14 protein-coding genes and 2 tRNA genes are annotated in these 16,720 nt (G+C 68.0%); 6 read left to right on the top strand and 10 right to left on the bottom strand.

Going from position 1 to position 16,720, the window contains the following annotated elements; all coding sequences use genetic code 11:
* Positions 1-16: 16 nt before the first annotated feature.
* From FCG67_RS01960 to FCG67_RS01950, 3 genes are all read right to left on the bottom strand, one after another.
* Positions 17-1,357, bottom strand: a complete 1,341-nt coding sequence (locus tag FCG67_RS01960; protein ID WP_136906622.1) for an ABC1 kinase family protein — start codon at positions 1,355-1,357, stop codon at positions 17-19.
* Positions 1,354-2,244, bottom strand: coding sequence for a hypothetical protein (locus FCG67_RS01955; RefSeq protein ID WP_136906620.1), 891 nt, complete (start codon positions 2,242-2,244; stop codon positions 1,354-1,356). The genes FCG67_RS01960 and FCG67_RS01955 overlap by 4 nt, the downstream gene beginning before the upstream one ends.
* 97 nt (positions 2,245-2,341) lie before the next feature.
* The gene (locus FCG67_RS01950) at positions 2,342-3,715 is read right to left on the bottom strand and encodes a zinc-dependent metalloprotease (protein ID WP_136906618.1); all 1,374 of its coding nucleotides are present in this window, start codon (positions 3,713-3,715) and stop codon (positions 2,342-2,344) included.
* A gap of 90 nt (positions 3,716-3,805) precedes the next feature.
* Between FCG67_RS01950 and FCG67_RS01945 the strand changes: the two genes are divergently transcribed.
* Complete coding sequence (locus tag FCG67_RS01945; protein WP_169310421.1) at positions 3,806-4,828, top strand: YlbL family protein; 1,023 nt, start codon at positions 3,806-3,808, stop codon at positions 4,826-4,828.
* Here the strand turns inward: FCG67_RS01945 and FCG67_RS01940 are convergent.
* Positions 4,825-5,442 (bottom strand): PPA1309 family protein, encoded by a 618-nt coding sequence (locus tag FCG67_RS01940; protein WP_246044746.1) that lies wholly within the window; start codon positions 5,440-5,442, stop codon positions 4,825-4,827. The genes FCG67_RS01945 and FCG67_RS01940 overlap by 4 nt on opposite strands.
* 82 nt (positions 5,443-5,524) lie before the next feature.
* Between FCG67_RS01940 and FCG67_RS01935 the strand changes: the two genes are divergently transcribed.
* Positions 5,525-8,449 (top strand): UPF0182 family protein, encoded by a 2,925-nt coding sequence (locus FCG67_RS01935; protein WP_136906616.1) that lies wholly within the window; start codon positions 5,525-5,527, stop codon positions 8,447-8,449.
* 68 nt (positions 8,450-8,517) lie between these two features.
* On the opposite strand, the gene FCG67_RS01930 is transcribed toward FCG67_RS01935, so the two are convergent.
* A complete protein-coding gene (locus FCG67_RS01930; RefSeq protein WP_136906614.1) occupies positions 8,518-9,105 on the bottom strand; it encodes a transglycosylase family protein in 588 nt (195 codons plus the stop codon).
* 448 nt (positions 9,106-9,553) lie between these two features.
* Between FCG67_RS01930 and FCG67_RS01925 the strand changes: the two genes are divergently transcribed.
* From FCG67_RS01925 to FCG67_RS01910, 4 genes are all read left to right on the top strand, one after another.
* A tRNA-Met gene (locus FCG67_RS01925) sits at positions 9,554-9,630 on the top strand.
* A 160-nt stretch (positions 9,631-9,790) separates the two neighbouring features.
* Complete coding sequence (locus tag FCG67_RS01920; RefSeq protein ID WP_136906612.1) at positions 9,791-10,129, top strand: hypothetical protein; 339 nt, start codon at positions 9,791-9,793, stop codon at positions 10,127-10,129.
* Positions 10,130-10,143: 14 nt separating this feature from the next.
* Positions 10,144-10,220 (top strand) — tRNA-Met (locus tag FCG67_RS01915).
* Positions 10,221-10,295: 75 nt separating this feature from the next.
* A complete protein-coding gene (locus tag FCG67_RS01910; protein WP_136906610.1) occupies positions 10,296-10,955 on the top strand; it encodes a type 1 glutamine amidotransferase in 660 nt (219 codons plus the stop codon).
* Here FCG67_RS01910 and FCG67_RS01905 read toward each other — a convergent pair.
* The 5 genes from FCG67_RS01905 to FCG67_RS01885 all read right to left on the bottom strand — a co-directional run bounded on the left by FCG67_RS01905 (position 10,952) and on the right by FCG67_RS01885 (position 16,647).
* Entirely contained in the window at positions 10,952-12,577 is a 1,626-nt protein-coding gene (locus tag FCG67_RS01905) for an acyl-CoA synthetase (protein WP_136906608.1), read from the bottom strand. The two genes, FCG67_RS01910 and FCG67_RS01905, sit on opposite strands and share 4 nt — an antisense overlap.
* 362 nt (positions 12,578-12,939) lie before the next feature.
* Positions 12,940-13,248, bottom strand: coding sequence for a WhiB family transcriptional regulator (locus tag FCG67_RS01900; RefSeq protein WP_246044789.1), 309 nt, complete (start codon positions 13,246-13,248; stop codon positions 12,940-12,942).
* 223 nt (positions 13,249-13,471) lie between these two features.
* Positions 13,472-13,786, bottom strand: a complete 315-nt coding sequence (locus FCG67_RS01895) for a DUF3955 domain-containing protein (RefSeq protein ID WP_169310420.1) — start codon at positions 13,784-13,786, stop codon at positions 13,472-13,474.
* A gap of 208 nt (positions 13,787-13,994) precedes the next feature.
* On the bottom strand, positions 13,995-15,203 hold the full coding sequence (locus FCG67_RS01890; RefSeq protein WP_136906604.1) for an acyl-CoA dehydrogenase family protein: 1,209 nt from the start codon (positions 15,201-15,203) through the stop codon (positions 13,995-13,997).
* A gap of 31 nt (positions 15,204-15,234) precedes the next feature.
* A complete protein-coding gene (locus tag FCG67_RS01885; protein WP_136906602.1) occupies positions 15,235-16,647 on the bottom strand; it encodes an acyl-CoA dehydrogenase family protein in 1,413 nt (470 codons plus the stop codon).
* Positions 16,648-16,720: the final 73 nt, after the last annotated feature.

The following is a 16,720-nucleotide window of genomic DNA, read 5'->3' as shown; positions in this document are numbered from 1 at the left end:
ACCGGCCGTCGGGCGGCTACTCCGTTTCCAGCACGTCCTCGGTGAAGCCGGGCAGCCATTTCGTGAGGATCTCCATGTACGGCGCGTAGGCGTCGAGCTGCGCGCAGATGCCGACCGAGCCGAGCAGCACCCGGAAGATCATCACGTACTCGGCGGGCATGTTCAGTGCCCGTGCGGTCCGGAACTGTGCGGACGAGAAGTCCGTCGCGGTCCCGGCCGCCTTCTGCAGCCAGGCCCTGGTGAAGTGGAAGGACTCGGTGTGGATGGGGTCGGTGAACGGACGGAGATAGTCGGCGATCTCCTGATCGGTGACCTTGCGGCCGGGCAGCACGAATCCGTTGGCGCGCAGTAGTTCCGTCAGTTCGTCGAACCGTTCCTCGAGCGCGAGCCGCACCATCCTGCCGAGCACAGGGGGCAGCCCGCCTGGCATCGGCGCGCAGGCGCCGTAGTCGATGATGCCGAGCCTGCCGTCCTCGAGCATCATGAAATTGCCGGGGTGAGGATCGCTGTGCAGCAGTCCCACCCGGGCGGGCGAGGCGAAGTGGAACTCGGCGAGCAGGGCGCCCGCGCTGTTGCGCTGCTCGGCGGTGCCGCCTGCGATGATCGTCGACAGCGGTGTCGCCGACATCCATTCGGTGATCACCACCTTCGGCGAACTCGCGACCACCTTCGGGATCGCGAACTTGGGGTCGCCGGCGAACTCGGAGGCGAAGGCTCGTTGGTTGTTCGCCTCGATGCGGTAGTCCAGCTCGTCCTCGGTGCGGGCGGTGAGCTCCTCGAGAACAGGCTTGACGTCCGCACCCGGGATCACCGAGCTGAACATCCCGGCGAAGCGGGACAGCGTGCGCAGGTCGGCACGTAGGGCCTCGTCCGCACCCGGGTACTGCACCTTCACCGCGACGTCGCGGCCGTCGGACCACACGGCGCGGTGCACCTGCCCGATGCTCGCCGAGGCCGTCGGAACGTCGTCGAAGGATGCGAACCGGTCGCGCCACTTGCTGCCGAGCTGCTCGCCGAGCACCCGGTGCACCTTCTTGGCGGGCAACGGTGGCGCCTCCGCCTGCAACTTCGTCAGCGCCTCCCGGTATGGCTCCGCGAACTCCTCCGGGACGGCGGCCTCCATCACGCTCAGCGCCTGCCCGAGCTTCATCGCGCCGCCCTTGAGCTCGCCGAGCACGGTGAACAACTGTTCGGCGGCCTGCTGGGTCAGCTTGGCGTCGATCTCCTCGCGGTCGCCGCCGACCAGCTTGCGGCCGAACCCGACCGCAGCGCGCCCCGCGATCCCGAGCGGAATGCTCGCCAGTTTGGCGGTGCGGGCGGAACTGCTGCGGGGGATGTCTGACACGCTCACCATCATGGCTGACGATTCGCCGGTTCGCCCACATGTCCGGCACGGCGGCGGCATCCGCAGTCCGGATGTCGCGGCCACGTCCTCCTGACCAGTCGATACGTCGTCAGGTTCAGTTCCAGGGTGGTGTCGAGGCAGGCGGGTGAGCGCGCGGGTTGCGCGGCGATCAGCACGTTCAGCTCCGCGAGCGCGAGCGCGGTGGTGGCCAGGATCGCCGCCGGGTCCGCGTGCCCGACCGCGCCGAGCAGCTGCGCGGCCAGGTGCGGCCACTCGTGGTCGCGCGAGGTCCTGGTGAGGTCGGCGCAGCGCAGGCAGCTGGTGCGGCCGGGCAGCACCAGTGGTCCCACGATGCCGGCCCCGTCGCGGAGCCGGACCTGCAGGTGTGGCATCCGCGCCTCGACGAGCCCGGCCACGAACCCCGGATCGGGAACCAGTTCGTCGGCCAGGACCACGAGGGCCGCCCGGTCGATGCGCGGGGCCCCGGTGCCGCCGAACGGTACCGATCTGGTCAGCCGCACCCTGCCATCGGCGAGAGAGCCCGCGATGCCGTCGGAGAGCGGCCCCCGGCCGTGCACGTGCACGGCAGTGACGCAGCGGGGTGCAGGCGTCGCGGGCATCAACAGCGCGGCCCCGGCCAACTCGGCCAGCAGGGTCTCGATGTCGGCGGCGGTCAGCCCGATCTCCCGTGCCCGCCTGAGGATCTCGTCGCGACTGTGCTGGCCGTCGAGCAGCCGCAGCAGCGCGGCCACCGTAGGCGGGGCGACCCCGGTCGGCACGGTGAGCAGCAGGGCGCGCTCGGGGTCCCAGCCCAATTGGACGGTGCCGCTGGGCCGAACCAGGATCGGGATCCGCGGGTCGAGCCGCGGGCCCGCGCTCAGTGCCGAGGCCGGTGTCATGTCCCGACCCTTGCAGGTGCGGCGCCGCAGACGAGCGCCGCGCACCCGGTTATCCACAGGGGCGCGGCGCCGATGGCCTGGGTTTTCGTCCGGCCGGCTACTCCGTCGGGCGGTCGGTGTCCCCGCCCTGCTCGCGCTCGCGGGCCTCGGTCGCCTCGAGCTGCGCGATCGGGTCGTCGAAGGCGCTGGTGCCGCCGCCGACCACACGGTCGACGAATCCGGCGGGGCTGTCCAGATCGGAGGAGTCCGGCAGCAGATCGGGGTGCGCCCACACCCCGTCCCGGCCCTCGATCCCGGCGCTCTCGGTGAGCAGGTGCCACAGGCGTGACGCCTCGCGGACCTTGCGGGGCCGTAGTTCCAGACCGACGAGGGTGGCGAACGTCTGCTCCGCGGGACCGCCGGTGGCGCGGCGACGGCGGAGCGTCTCGGACAGCGCGGCCACCCCGGGCAGCCGGTCACCGAGCGCCTCGGACACGACGGTCTCCACCCAGCCCTCGATGAGGGCGAGCATCGTCTCGAGGCGTTCGAGGGCCTGCTTCTGCTCGGGCGTCGTCTGCGGTTCGAAGGCGCCCTGCTGGAGGATCTCCTCGATCTTCGACGGATCGGTCAGCGCGCTCGGGTCGATGCCCTGGGCGGCCTCCTCGATCGCGGAGAAGTCCATCCGGATGCCGCGCGCGTATTCCTCGACGGTGGCCAGCAGCCGCTGCCGGAGCCACGGCACGTGGACGTACAGGCGGTGGTGCGCCGCCTCGCGTGCGGCGAGGAACACCAGGATCTCGCGATCGGGCTGCTCCAGTCCCTCGCTGAACTTCTCGATCGCCGTCGGGAGCAGCGCCGCGACCCCACTGGGGCCGAGTGGGAGCCCGACGTCGGTGGAGGTCAGCACCTCGGAGGAGAGCTGGCCGAGCGCCTGGCCCAGCTGAGAGCCGAACGCCAACCCGCCCATCTGTCCGAGCATGCCCATCATCGGGCCCGCCATCTGCTTGGCCTCCTCGGGGAGACCGGTCGCCCACATGCCCGAGATCTGTTCGGCCACCGGGTCGCACAGGCGCTTCCAGGTGTCGAGGGTGTTTTCGAGCCAGTCGGCTGCCGTCCAGGCGACCGCCTTGGTCGCGCCTGCGGGCAGGGTGGTGGCGCCGTCCAGCCACACCTCCGCGAGGTGGGCGGCGTCGGCGACCGCGGTGCCGGTGCCGCTCGAGATCGGGGCAACGGAGCCGAGCTGCTGGAGGGCGAGCTTCTTGGCGAGGTCGTAGTTGACGGGGCCGCTACCGCCGGTGCCCATCGCGCCACCCATGCCGCTGAGCATCTGCCCGAACTGCGTGAGCATCTGGCCGAGCTGAGTGGGGTCGAAGCCCTCGGGGGTGAAGCCGAACGGGGTCCCGCCCGGACCGGGCGAACCCTCGCCGTCCCGACTCTTGTCACGGTCGGGATCGTCGTCGGAATTCGAGAAACCAAACGGCGGATTGCTCATGGCTCAACGGTACAAGGCATCGTGGGGGTTGGTGGCGGCGGAGATGACGCTCAGCGCGAACAAGCCGGGCCGCCCTCTACGCTGGGCCGGGTGAATCGACGGATGGTGACCCTTGCCGCTGCGCTGGTGCCGGTGGTGGCGCTCTTCACTCTCGGGACCGCGGTGACCGTGCCGTTCGTGGCCCTCGGACCCGGACCCACCTTCAACACCCTCGGCGAGGCCGAGGGCAAGCCCGTGGTCGAGATCGAGGGGACCGAGATCGATCCGACGACGGGCAACCTGAACATGACCACCGTCTCGGTCCGTGACGGACTCAACATCTTCGAGGCCTTCGGGAACTGGATCAGCGGGCGCTACGGCCTGGTACCGCGCTCCGAGGTGTACCCGCCGGACAAGAGCAAGGACGAGGTCAAGCAGGAGAACGAGGCGGACTTCGCGCAGTCGGAGGATTCCGCGGAGCTCGCCGCGCTGCACTACCTGGACCTGCCCGTCGCGCTCGAGGTGGTCGACGTCGCCGAGGACGGACCGGCCAAGGACGCGCTGCGGCCGGGCGACCAGTTGCTCGCCATCAACGGCACGCAGGTCCAGACCGTCGGTGAGGTACAGCGGGCGGTCGCCGAGCTCGAACCCGGCAGCGAGGTCAGCGTGCTGCTGCGTCGCGACGGCCAGGAGATGACCGTGCCGGTGACGCTCGGCGCGCGGCCGGGAGCCACGGACCACGGCTACCTGGGGATCACCCCGCAGGAGAAGCCCGAGGTCCCGTTCACGGTCGACTTCAACCTGGCCGAGGTGGGCGGGCCGTCGGCGGGACTGATGTTCACCCTCGCGGTGATCGACAAGCTCTCGCCCGGTGAACTGAGTGGCGGCGGGTTCGTAGCGGGCACCGGCACCATCGACTCCGACGGAGAGGTCGGCCCGATCGGCGGCATCCCGTACAAGCTGCTCGCCGCCCGCGAGGCCGGGGCGACCACCTTCCTGGTGCCGTCGAAGAACTGCGACGAGGCCCGTCAGCGGGTACCCGAGGGTCTGCGGCTGGTGAAGGTTGACAACCTCGACGGCGCGGTGTCCGCGCTCGAATCGCTGAACTCCGGCGGCGACGCGCCCGCCTGCTAGTCGTCGGGCGCGTCGAACGTCGCGTACAGCGCGTTCACCAGGTTCGGCGCGAGGTCCTCGTAGGTGAGCAGCTCGGGTTCCGCGTCGAGGTCGTCGTCCTCCGGCTTGAGCTGGAGCACGCAGACGGACGGGCCGTCCCGCAGCACCGCGGCGATGAGCCGTGCCTCGCGGCGTTCGGGGTGGGCGTTCGCGGTGGCGCGGGCGATCTCGTCGGCGGCGTGCTCGTCGGTCACCACCGGCGCCACCGCGCTGTCGAGATCGGACTCGGCCGTCGGCGGCAACACCACGATCTCCTGTACCAGGGCGCACCCGACGACCTCCGCGGGCCAGCTGGTGGTGGACAGGAACTCGTCGAGCGCGGGGGTGCCGCCACCGATGTCCTCCGGGAACGGCTCCTGCTCGACCGGCGTCAGCTCGGCGCCGTCCTCGAGCTGATCGATGAGGTCGGGCTCCGCGGCGGCCAGGACCGCGGTGGGGACGAGGGCGAACATCACCGGCGGTTGACCCCATCCGCCCGCGTCGACGAAGTCCGACACCTCGCGGATGCACCGGGGGAGTGCGTCGACGGAGAAGTCGGCCGGGTGGCCGTAGTACACGCCATTGCTATCGCTCACGGTCCCATCCTCCCACCCACACGTAGAGTGGTCACAACCACCGCGGCGCCTGTGCGCCGCCCGAATCACTGGAGAGTGGACCGTGGGCATGCGGCCCCCCACCGGCTTACCGTCGTTGTCCCGTCGAAGTCGAGTGCTGCTGGTACTGGCGCTCGTAGCCGCGGCACTGTTGTTGATCGGTCCCCGGCTGATCGACACCTATACCAATTGGTTGTGGTTCGGCGAGGTCGGATTCCGGACCGTCTTCACCACGGTGCTCGTCACCAGGCTCCTGCTGTTCCTGGCGGTCGCGTTGCTGGTCGGTGGGGCGGTGTTCCTCGCGTTGCTGCTGGCCTACCGCTCGCGTCCGGTGTTCGTGCCGGTCGCCGGGCCCAACGACCCGATCGCCCGGTATCGGACCACGGTGATGGGACGGCTGAAGCCCTTCGGCATCGGCATCCCGGTCGCGATGGGACTGCTCGCCGGCCTGGTCGCGCAGTCGAACTGGGTGACGGTTCAGCTGTTCCTCAACGGTGAGTCGTTCGGTATCAAGGACCCCCAGTTCGGCCTCGACATCGGCTTCTACTCCTTCGATCTGCCGTTCTACCGGCTCGTGCTGAACTGGCTGTTCGTCGCGGTCATCATCGCCTTCTTCGCGAACCTGGTGACGCACTACATCTTCGGCGGGCTGCGGCTGAGCGGCCGGGATGGCGCGCTGACCAAGGCGGCGACCGTCCAGCTCGCGTTGCTGGCGGGCACTTTCGTGCTGCTCAAGGCAGTCGCCTACTGGCTGGACCGGTACTCGCTGCTCTCGAGCAGCCGCAAGGAGCCCACCTTCACCGGCGCCGGTTTCACCGACACCAACGCGGTGATGCCCGCCAAGCTGATCCTGATGGCGATCGCGATCGTCTGTGCGCTCGCCTTTTTCGCCGCGATCTTCCTGCGTGACATCCGGATCCCCGCGATGGCCGCCGCGCTGCTGGTGCTCTCGTCGATCCTGATCGGCGCCGTCTACCCGTTGGTGGTCGAGCAGTTCTCGGTGAAGCCGAACGCCGCGCAGAAGGAGAGTCCGTATATCGAGCGCAACATCCAGGCGACCAGGCAGGCGTACGGGATCACCGACGACACCGTCGAATACGTCGACTACACCGGCGTCGCGACGAAGCAGCCGCAGGACGTGCCCGCGGACGTGACGACCATCGCGAACACCCGGCTGCTCGACCCGAACATCCTGTCGCCGACCTTCACCGCGCAGCAACAGTTGAAGAACTTCTATGCCTTCCCGAAGGCGCTCAACATCGACCGGTACGAGATGAACGGTCAGCTGCGCGACTTCGTGGTGGCGGCCCGCGAGCTCTCACCCGCCAGCCTGAGCGGCAACCAGACCGACTGGATCAACAAGCACACCGTGTACACGCACGGCAACGGTTTCGTCGCCGCGCCTGCCAACCAGGTGACCAAGGTTTCGGGGGACAGCCAGAACAACACCGGCGGCTACCCGATCTACAGCGTCAGCGACCTCAAGACGCAGCCGTCGGATCCGGCTCTGCGGGTGGACAATCCGCGGATCTACTACGGCGAGGTGATCGCCAAGTCGGACGCCGACTACGCCATCGTCGGTGCCGCGGGCGGCGAGCCTCGCGAGTACGACACGGACGACTCGAAGTACACCTACACCGGCGCCGGTGGTGTCGGGATCGGTAACTGGGTGAACCGGCTGGCATTCGCGGCCAAGTACACCGAGCGCAACATCCTCTTCTCCGGTGCGATCGGCGACGATTCGAAGATCATCTACAACCGCGACCCTCGTGACCGGGTGAACCAGGTCGCGCCCTGGCTGACCACCGACGGCACCATCTACCCCGCGGTGGTCGAGGGTCGGATGCAGTGGATCGTCGACGCCTACACCACGCTCGACAACTACCCGTACGCGCAGCGCTCCTCGCTCGACGGACTGGTCGAGGACAGCGTGGACCAGGCCACCGGACGGCTGCTGCCGAAGAAGGAGGTCTCGTACATCCGGAACTCGGTCAAGGCCACCGTCGACGCCTACGACGGAACGGTGACCTTGTACCAGGTGGACGAGCAGGACCCCGTTCTCAAGGCCTGGATGGGTGTGTTCCCTGGCACCGTCCAGCCCAACAGCGCGGTCACCGACGACCTGCGGGCGCATTTCCGGTACCCCGAGGACCTGTTCAAGGTGCAGCGGGAGATGCTCGCCAAGTACCACGTGGACGACCCGAGCGAGTTCTTCACGAACAACAACTTCTGGTCGGTGCCCAGCGACCCCACGGTGGAGACGGACAAGAACCAGCCGCCGTATTACGTGTTGCTCGGCAACGAGGAGACGGCAAAGCCCGAGTTCAAGCTGACGAGCCCGATGGAGGGCTACAACCGGGAGTTGCTGGCCGCGTATATCTCGGTCGCGTCGGATCCAAAGGACTACGGCAAGTTCACCGTGCTGCAGTTGCCGACGGAGACACAGACGCAGGGCCCGCAGCAGGCACAGACCGCGATGACGTCGAATCAGACGGTGGCCAGCGCGCTGTCGCTGATCAAGCAGTCGAACAAGATCCAGTACGGCAATCTGTTGACGCTGCCGATCGCCGAGGGCGGCATCCTGTACGTCGAACCCTTGTACACCCAACGGAATTCGACGAATGCCTTCCCGCAGCTCACCGCGGTGCTGGTGAGCTTCACCGACACGAAGGGCATCCGCGTCGGCTATGCGCCGACACTGGCGGAGGCACTGGATCAGGTGTTCGGTTCGGGGGCGGCCTCTGTGGCGACTGCGCCGGGTGGGGCGCCGCCTGCGACGGATGGGGAGCAGCAGGCGCAGCCGCCGGGCGGGCCGACCGCGGTCCCGCCGCCGGCACCGAGCGGTAACGTCGACGCCGCGCTGACCGAAGTCGACGCAGCGCTCGGGGCGGTCAAGACGGCGCAGCAGAGCGGCGACTTCGCGGCGTACGGTGCGGCGCTCGACCGGCTGCAGAAGGCGGTCGACGCCTACCAGGGGCTACCCAAGTAACAGCGCACGACAGCAAAGGGGCCCTGCCATCCGACCGGATGGCAGGGCCCCTTTGCTGTGGAGCTGGATCAGCGGGTCAGGCTCGCGAGGGCCACACCGTTGTTGGCGATCAGCTGCTGGATCTGATCTCCGAAGCCGTGCTGGTTCGCCAGGGCGACGGCGGCGTCGGACGCCTTCTTGACCTGGTCGGCGGCGGGCGCCGGGATGGTCTCCAGGGCAGGCAGGGCCGGGGCGATGACCGCGGGGACGGCCGGGATCTCGACCGGAGCGGGCGCGGGGGCGGGCGCGGGGGCCGGCTCCGGGGCAACGTCCTCGGTCCCGGTGGTCAGGTACTGACCGCACACCGGCCAGGCGCCGGGGCCCTGGCTGGCGAGGGTGTTCTCCGCGACGCGGATCTGCTCGGACTTGGAGGCGCCGTGCGGCGAGCCGCTGCCGCCGTTGGCGGTCCAGGTGCTCTGAGAGAACTGCAGGCCGCCGTAGTAGCCGTTGCCGGTGTTGGTGCCCCAGTTGCCGCCGCTCTCGCACTGTGCGACGCCGTCCCAGTTGTGGGAGGCGGCGCTGGCGGTGCCGGTGGCGAGGCCGAAGGGAACTGCGACGAGTGCGCCGGTGGCGGCAACCCATCCGAGGGCACGCGTGGTCATCTTGCGAGTCGTCATGCGGGGTGAATCCTCTCCGCGCTTGCGAACGGGCCGGCCTGGGGCGGAGTGAGTTCCTCTCGCCCGGCACACAAACACTGGCGCCGCGTCCCTGCCCCTCGAAGGTTTCGGGGTTCCGATCCCGCGGGGCAGAGTGAGCAGCGGCGGGTCGGCTTAAGCCCGGTTGTTTCGGGCCGGTGGCGACCGTACGCAACATTTTCGACACGGTCATCCCACCGTCCGGACGTCGCCTGCACCCGAAAATCCGTGCCGGATCGAGCATTTCCGCAGGTGAGTACGCGCCGTTGTCAACAGGATGCGCGTTCGTTACGCGCCCGTTATGTGGCTGGGATCACGGCCCATTTGTGCCTTGGGTCACCTGTTTCCGTGCTCGCTGGGGGGTGGTTTCCGGCCCCGCCGCACGCGATTTGTGTTCTGTTCCGCCGCTCGTGTAACTTCGTAAATGCATCGCGGGGTGGAGCAGCTCGGTAGCTCGCTGGGCTCATAACCCAGAGGTCGCAGGTTCAAATCCTGTCCCCGCTACCAAAGAACGAAAGCCCGGTCCTCGGACCGGGCTTTCGTCGTTTCCGGGGTTCCCGATGCGAAAACAGGTATGTACCTGGGTAGTACTCCCGTCGTCATCGGGGCCGGTAGGCGGCAGGCTGTGAAACGTCTCGCCAGCCACACCAGGGAAGGTGCTCACCCCATGAAGACCGAACAGTTGGTTCATGGTGACTACGTCGCCGCGATGTTCTCTCACGATTTCGTCGAGGGCGGCTTCGATCGGGGTGCTGTCGAGCGGATCCGATGTGGTGTGTTCGAGGAGTGGATCACCGCAGTAGCCCGCTCGGGTGTGTTCTCCGACAAGGAGGTGGCGGGAGTCGTGGAGGCGTGGCGACGCGAACCCAAGTTGCTCCTGGATGCCCTCTTGCAGGACGCGGACGAGGTGACGCGCAGGCGCTACGAGTCGACCTGGGAGTCGCTGGATCGGGCCGCCGATCCGTTGGATTCGGCTGTGGTCGGGAGTGCCCCAATTCTCGTGTAGAGTTATCAGTGCAGCGCGGGGTGGAGCAGCTCGGTAGCTCGCTGGGCTCATAACCCAGAGGTCGCAGGTTCAAATCCTGTCCCCGCTACCAATGAACGAAAGCCCGGTCTTCGGACCGGGCTTTCGTCGTTTCTCGGTGATGTCACTGTTGTGCCAGTCTTGGCCGGTGACTCAAACCTGGTGGATCATCAAGCATGTCGCCTTCGAGGGGCCGGCCCTGATCGGGACCGTGCTCAGCGCACGGGGGATCGGCTACTCGGTCTGCGAGCCCTTCGACGGAGACAGCCTCCCGGAGGTGTCCGAGTGCGCCGGACTGGTGGTCATGGGTGGTCCGATGAATGCGCTCGACGACGCCGGCCACCCCCACCTGGCGGCCGAACGTGCGCTGATCCGTGACTGCCTCGATCTCGGCGTCCCGGTGATCGGGGTGTGCCTCGGTGCCCAGCTCCTCGCAGCAGCCCTTGGTGCCAACGTATTCGAGGGCCCCACAGGGGAATTCGGTGCCGGGACGGTCACCCTCACAGGTGCTGCCAAGTCGGACAAGGTCTTTGGCGGTCTCGTCGGCGAGATGCCGGTGGTGCATTGGCACGGCGACACCTTCGACCTGCCGGAGGGAGCTGTGCTGCTCGCGGGCAGCGCGTCCTATCCGCACCAGGCCTTCCGGGTCGGGGACAACGCCTACGGCCTGCAGTTCCATGTCGAGCTCACGGCTGCCGAGCTGCCCGTGCTGCGCGAACACATGCCTGCGGGCACCGCGCCCGATGCGGATCAGCTGGCAGAGATCGAGGCCGTCGGCCGCACCGTCATCGGCGCCTTCCTCGGCTAGTCCTTCGGGGTTTCCATCTCGATCAGGACCCGCCGGAGCAACTTTCCGGTGGCATTGCGGGGCAGCTCCTCGAGGAAGACCACTTCGCGGGGCACCTTGTAGCGGGCGAGGTGCTCCTTCACGTAGGCCTTGAGCACCTGATCGTCGGGTGTGGAGTCCGGGGTCGGCACCACGAATGCCTTGAGCCGGTGGCCGAACTCGGCATCGTCGACGCCGATCACCGCCACCTCCAGCACATCGGGGCGCTCGTAGAGCAGGTTCTCGACCTCGAGGGGGTAGACGTTCTCGCCTCCCGAGACGATCATGTCGTCGTCGCGGCCGTCGACGAAGAGCAGCCCGTCCTTGTCGAAATGCCCGACGTCGCCGGTGGCGAGCAGCCCGTTGATCCGCTCCTTGTCGCGGCCGTCGGTGTATCCGCTGAAGCTCAGTCCACTGGAGACGAAGATCCGGCCGACCGACTCGGGTTCGGTGATCCGCACCCCCGCGTCGTCGTAGAGCTCGACGTGACAGGTCACCGGCGCTCTGCCCGCAGTGCCGGGTGCCACGGCGAGGTCGGCAGGCGTGGCGACCGTCGCGACCGCGACTTCGGTCGAGCCGTACAGGTTGTGCAGCACGTGTCCGAAGGCTCCCGTGGTGCGCCTGCTCAGATCGGGGGAGATGGCGGACCCCGCGGCGAAGATGATCTTGAGGTTGGTGGTGTCGTACTTCGACAGGATCTCGGGGCCGAGGTCGATGATCCGCTGCAGCATGGTCGGGACCACGACGAGGACGTCGGCCCGTTGCTCGGCGACGAGGCGGACGCTGCCCTCGGGGTCGAACTTGCGCTGCATGACGACCGTCTGGCCGAGCGCAAGCGCGATCGCGAACTGGGACATGCCGGTGCCGTGGAAGGCGGGCGCCGCCATCACCATGGTCTGGCCGGGACGCAGCGGCACCCGGTCGAGGAACTGGGCGGATGCCAGCGGCGAGGTGCGCTCGCGCGGTGCGCCCTTCGGGGTTCCGGTGGTGCCGCTGGTGAGCAGCACGAAGCTGCCGTGCGTGGCCGGATGGGGGACGGCGCTGGTGGGCTGACCGGAGATGAGATCGTCGAGCGTGCGGGCCCCTTGCCCGGTGTCCTCGCCCCAGGACAGGAAGAGCCGCACGTCCGAGGGTAGGGCCGCGGCGACGTCGGCGAACTCCTCGTCATACACGAACGACCGAACCTGTTCGCGGGCAGCGACATCCACCAGCTGCGGGGGAGCGAAGCCGGTGTTCATCAGGACCAGCTTGGCGCCCAGCTTCGCGGCGGCGAGCATCGTGAGGACCAGGCCGCGATGGTTGCGGCACATGGCGCCCATGACCGACCCCGGAGCGATGCCGTTCGCCTCCCATGCCCGCACCAGGGCGTTGGACTGCTGCTCGAGTTGGGCGTAGGTCAGTTGCCCGCGTTCGTCGATGATCGCGACCGCGTCGAGTCCAGCCTCGGCGTGCGCGTGGATCGGCCCGGCGAAGGGGCCGTACTTGCGGACCGCGAGGATGGCCGCGATGCCCCGGTCGACCCGGGGGAACGGGACGAGACCCGCGCGCACCATCACCCGCGCCGCCCCGAGCGTATCGATCGTCTTCGTCAGAACACCCGGCATTGGAATTGCCCCCTGAGCCCAGAATCGATCCGGTGAGTGGATGGTCCTCAGCCTAGTGCGGGGCGGGTCGCCCGGTGACTGGTTTCGAACGGCGCGAGGGAGCTGTGAAGGCGGCGCTGTGACGGAACCCGGGTGCAAAACCGACAGATTGGTAGGTTTCTGGTTTTCAACTGAGGGGATGCACCGGTCACGGCTTTCGCGGCCGGTGCCGCTGCGGTGACATCGCCGCTCCGCAGGGGCTGACGACCCAGACTCACGACATCAACGTGCCGAGTTCGCTCCACGACGAAGTTCGTGGGGGTGGGGGCGGTCGCCCCGGACACCTTCTGGGTCCGGCCGCCCGAGCGTCGGCATCGCGCTCGTCACGTAGGGCCGGTGGAGTCGATCTCCATCAGATCGGCCCACGACTCGACGTTGGGGTGACGCTTGAGCAAGGCCCGCCGCTGACGCTCTGTCATCCCGCCCCACACGCCGTATTCGATGGCGTTGTCGAGTGCCTCGATGCCGCACTGAACGATGACGGGGCACCGCCGGCACAACGCGGCCGCCTCACGCTGGGCGGCGCCGCGAACGAACATCTGATCGGGGTTCTCGGTGCGGCACAGCGCGCGTTCCACCCAGATGCATTGCTCTGCGGGGCGTGGCGAGTCGAAGTCGCCGGGGACGTTGATCCCCAGCGCCAGTCGGGCACCATTCGATGAACGCGTCACGTAGTCGAATCATGCCCTATTCGATTATCCGGATTCCCGGGGGTAATCGCGCGGAAATGGTTGTTAATCAATCACTTTGGCAGTGCGAGATTGCCTAGTGGGCGTCCGTTGTTTGATCGACATTGAACTCGTTCAGGAGCGAATCCGCCCCCCCAGCGCCGGCCTTGGTCGCGGCATGTGAGGTCTAGTCGGCGGCCGGCATGCGGTGGGTGAGCCGGCGAACCAACCGAACCACGACCGCTCCGGCTCCAGTGAGCATCAGCAGGTACCCGAGAGGCCCGAACACGAAGAATGGCTCGTAAAGCACGCCGTCCGGCTTCACCTCGCCGGGGTTCGCGACAAATGCCGTCAACGCGAGCATCCCAAGTCCGATCACTGCGCCGCTGACGGCCCAGTATCTGCGGCCCGATCTCGACGCGAAGGCTTGTGCCACTGCGTAACCGAGAATGGCTGCGCAGGCGATGATCCCGACAAATCCGAACGTGGTGATGTCCGACATGGCGATTTCCCTCTCCCGTCTGCCCCACTGAGTGGGGTAATTCGTGTCTGGACGGACATGGTTGCTGTTGCGGACTTGCCCTGTCATCAGACTGGGGTATGACATCAACCCGACCGGTGGCGACTCGGAGGCCCGGGACGACGAATCCGCCCCCGCCGCTACGAATGCGACGGGGGCGGATTGGGCGTGAAAATGCTTGCAGTGCAGACTACTTGAGCTCGGCGGACGACTTTCCGAGCACGCGCCGCGCCACGATCAGCTGCTGGATCTGCTGGGTTCCCTCGAAGATGTCGAGGATCTTCGAGTCACGGCCCCACTTCTCCAGGAGCGTGTGCTGCGAGTATCCCAGGCTGCCTGCCAGCTCGACGGCCTTGAGCGTCACGTCGGTGCCGGTGCGTCCCGCCTTCGCCTTGGACATCGACGCCTCGAGCGAGTTCGGCTTCTTGTTGTCGGCCATCCACGCTGCCCGCAGTGACAGCAGGTAGGACGCCTCCCAGTCCGCCTCGAGGCGGAGGAACTCGGCGGCCGCTGCGTGCTGGTTGTAGGCGGGGGTGTCGTACGAGACCTCGACACCCGCCTCGGCCAGGATGCCGCGCAGTTCCTCGAGTGCGGCCCGGCCGACGCCGACGGCCATGGCGGCCACCAGCGGGCGGGTGTTGTCGAAGGTCTGCATGACGCCCGCGAAGCCCTGCTCCACGTTCACCTCGGGGCTGCCGAGGATGTTGTCCTTGGGGATCCGGCAGTCCTGCAGCAGCAGCACGGCGGTGTCCGACGCCTTGATGCCGAGCTTGTGCTCGAGACGCGCGACGGACAGGCCAGGGGCGTCCCGCGGCACCACGAACGACTTGATCGCGGCGCGGCCCTTCGACTTGTCGACCGAGGCCCACACCACGACGTGGGTGGAGCGCTCGCCCGCGGTGACGAAGATCTTCTCGCCGTTGAGAACCCATTCGTCGCCGTCGAGGATGGCGGTGGTGGTGACGGCTGCGGAGTCGGAGCCGAAGCTGGGCTCGGTGATGGCCATCGAGGCCCAGACCTTGCCGAAGCGCTCGAGCTGCTCATCGGTCGACACCGCGGCGATCGCCGCGTTGCCGAGTCCCTGGTAGGGAATCGAGAGCATCAGGCCGACATCGCCCCACGAGGTCTCGAGCGCGTTCAGCAGCGCGGCCATGTTGCCGCCGTTGGAGTTGCCGAGCAGCTCGGTGGAGGCCTCCGACCGGCCACCGGCGGCGCCACCGACGTCACCGCCGGAGTCGTTGAGGCCCTCGATCATGGCCGCCATGGTGTCGAGTTCAACGGGGTATTCGTGCTCGGCCAGATCGTACTTGCGCGAAATGGGCCGGAAGATCTCCGCTGCGACCTGGTGTGCCTGGTTCGCAGAGGCTTTGAGCTTCTTGGGAAGTTCGAGGTTGATCATCAAAGTCTCCTAGTGGACAGCAGCAGCGGCGTCAGATGAGGACGATGCCCTCGGCAACGCCGATGGCTCGCAGGTCGCGGTACCAGCGCTCGACCGGGTGCTCCTTGGTGAAGCCGTGGCCGCCGAGCAGCTGCACACCGTCGAGGCCGATCTGCATGCCCTTCTCCGAGGCGAGCTTGCGGGCCAGCGCCGACTCGCGCGCGAAGGACAGACCCTGCTCGGCGCGGGAGGCGCCGCGGAGGGTGACCAGTCGCAGGCCGTCGAGCTCGATGGCGATGTTGGCGACCATGAAGGCCACCGCCTGGCGATGGCTGATCGGCTCGCCGAACGCCTCGCGCTCGTTGACGTAGGGGATCACGTAGTCCAGAACGGCCTGGCTGGTGCCGACCGCCATCGAGGCCCAGCCGAGGCGGGCCAGGCGGATGGCGTTGGCGTAGTCGTTGGCACGCTGGGCGGCGTCACCGTCGCCGAGGATCGCGGACTCGGGCACCGAGACGTCGGTGAGGATCAGCCGGCCGAGGCCGGCGGCGCGCAGCCCCATGCTGGGGTCCGCCTCCACGACTAGCCCCTTGGCGTCGGACTCGACGATGAAGAAGGCCTGCTTTCCGTCCAGCTCGGCCGCGACGAGGAACAGCTCGGAGTCCGCGGCGGCGGGCACGAAGGACTTGACGCCGTTGAGCTTGTAGCCGCTGGGCGAGCGAACCGCCTTGGTCTGCAACGCGAACGGGTCGAACAGCGCACGGGGCTCGTTGACCACAACTGCCGCGTTCGGCACCTTCTCGCCGGTGAAGGCCGGGAGGTAGGTCTGCTGCTGGCTGTCGGTGCCCCACTGGGTCAGGGCGACCGCGACGCCGCTGGGCGCGAGGATCGGCAAGGCCAGGCCCATGTCGCCGTGCGCGAGCGCCTCGGCGACGAGGGAGTTGGTGACCGCGCCGCGCTCGCTGGCCGCGCCGTCGAGCTCCTCGGGCACGTTGATGAGGGTGATGCCGAGCTCCGCGGCGCGCGCGACCAGGTCGGCGGGCGAGGCGGCGGCCGCGTCCGCGTCGTGCGCGGCGGGGCGCAGGATCTCGCCCGCGAAATCGCGGACCGTCTCGACGATCATCTTCTGCTCGTCGTTCGGGGTGATGTCGAAGTAGTCGGCGTTCTTGGCCTCGGCCGTGGGCAGGCGCTTCGGCTGGCCGCCGCCCGAGACCTTCGTGAACGTCCGGGTCGCCGCTCCGAGCGTCTTGAAGCCGGTCTTGGTGCCCTCGTAGGTGACCCGGTCGATGGTCTGGCGGAGGTTGTACTTCTCGGCGAGCTCCGAGCCGGTGATCTTGGTGAGCACGCGCATGGCTGCTCCCATCGCGTCCCGCTTCACCGGGTTCAGGCCTACGGCGGAGGTGTCGCGGGGCTCACGCTTGGCGCCGTTTGCTCTCACAACGCTGTCTTGCTTACTCATGATCACCAGTTTCTCGGTGTTCGGTCGTGGACACCCGTTATCTTACTCCGGAGTAAGATAGGAAGTCGAGAATTTCATC

The sequence above is a fragment of the Rhodococcus oryzae genome (assembly GCF_005049235.1).
GTDB classification, from domain to species: Bacteria; Actinomycetota; Actinomycetes; order Mycobacteriales; family Mycobacteriaceae; genus Rhodococcus_G; species Rhodococcus_G oryzae.
The sequence above is the reverse complement of the archived record's forward strand: the minus strand, read 5'-3'. Positions and strand labels throughout refer to the sequence as shown.

Bases quoted from the DNA above. Each gene is read 5' to 3' on its own strand.
- FCG67_RS01890 (WP_136906604.1), bottom strand. From the start codon at position 15,203: ATGATCAACCTCGAACTTCCCAAGAAGCTCAAAGCCTCTGCGAACCAG.
- FCG67_RS01950 (WP_136906618.1), bottom strand. From the start codon at position 3,715: ATGAGCAATCCGCCGTTTGGTTTCTCGAATTCCGACGACGATCCCGAC.
- FCG67_RS01920 (WP_136906612.1), top strand. From the start codon at position 9,791: ATGAAGACCGAACAGTTGGTTCATGGTGACTACGTCGCCGCGATGTTC.
- FCG67_RS01905 (WP_136906608.1), bottom strand. From the start codon at position 12,577: ATGCCGGGTGTTCTGACGAAGACGATCGATACGCTCGGGGCGGCGCGG.
- FCG67_RS01930 (WP_136906614.1), bottom strand. From the start codon at position 9,105: ATGACGACTCGCAAGATGACCACGCGTGCCCTCGGATGGGTTGCCGCC.
- FCG67_RS01960 (WP_136906622.1), bottom strand. From the start codon at position 1,357: ATGATGGTGAGCGTGTCAGACATCCCCCGCAGCAGTTCCGCCCGCACC.
- FCG67_RS01895 (WP_169310420.1), bottom strand. From the start codon at position 13,786: ATGTCGGACATCACCACGTTCGGATTTGTCGGGATCATCGCCTGCGCA.
- FCG67_RS01955 (WP_136906620.1), bottom strand. From the start codon at position 2,244: ATGACACCGGCCTCGGCACTGAGCGCGGGCCCGCGGCTCGACCCGCGG.